Annotated in this window: 1 tRNA gene; it reads left to right on the forward strand. The window is 55.7% G+C overall.

The features are described from left to right. The first annotated feature begins 49 nt into the window (after window positions 1-49). Window positions 50-126, forward strand: a tRNA-Met gene (locus tag BV911_RS18920). Window positions 127-544: the final 418 nt, after the last annotated feature.

The following is a 544-nucleotide window of genomic DNA, read 5'->3' on the forward strand; positions in this document are numbered from 1 at the left end:
TAAGCCGTTCCATAATAAACGTATCTCTCAAACGATCCAATCACCCTGTCGCGGGGTGGAGCAGCCCGGTAGCTCGTCAGGCTCATAACCTGAAGGTCACAGGTTCAAATCCTGTCCCCGCAACCAACTTTAGCGAACACCCATCAAGACCCAGGCCCGCCCCCAAGGCGGGCTTCGCTTTGTTCAGCATCTCCAATAACTTGCCCCGAAGCTCCAATAAAGTGTCCGTCCGGTGTTGGCGAGAAACGCGCGAAAGTTGGTGATGCCCTGAGGGGCGGCATATCATGGCGGAGTTCAGACGCCGTCAATTCTCAGCCGAGAAAAGGATATGCCACATGTCAGAGTCTACCATCACCCAACTGCCCGATCCATCGGGATTTAGTGCCGACCCATTCACGGATGTGAACCGCGCCGGGTGAGTAACGCGCGAAAGTTGGTGATGCCCTGAGGGGCGGCATATCATGGCGGTGTTCAGACGCCGTCAATTCTCAGCCGAGAAAAGGATATGCCACGTGCCAGAGAATACCACTAGCCAGCTGCCTGA

This window comes from Pseudoruegeria sp. SK021, from assembly GCF_002119405.1.
GTDB lineage: Bacteria > Pseudomonadota > Alphaproteobacteria > Rhodobacterales > Rhodobacteraceae > Meridianimarinicoccus.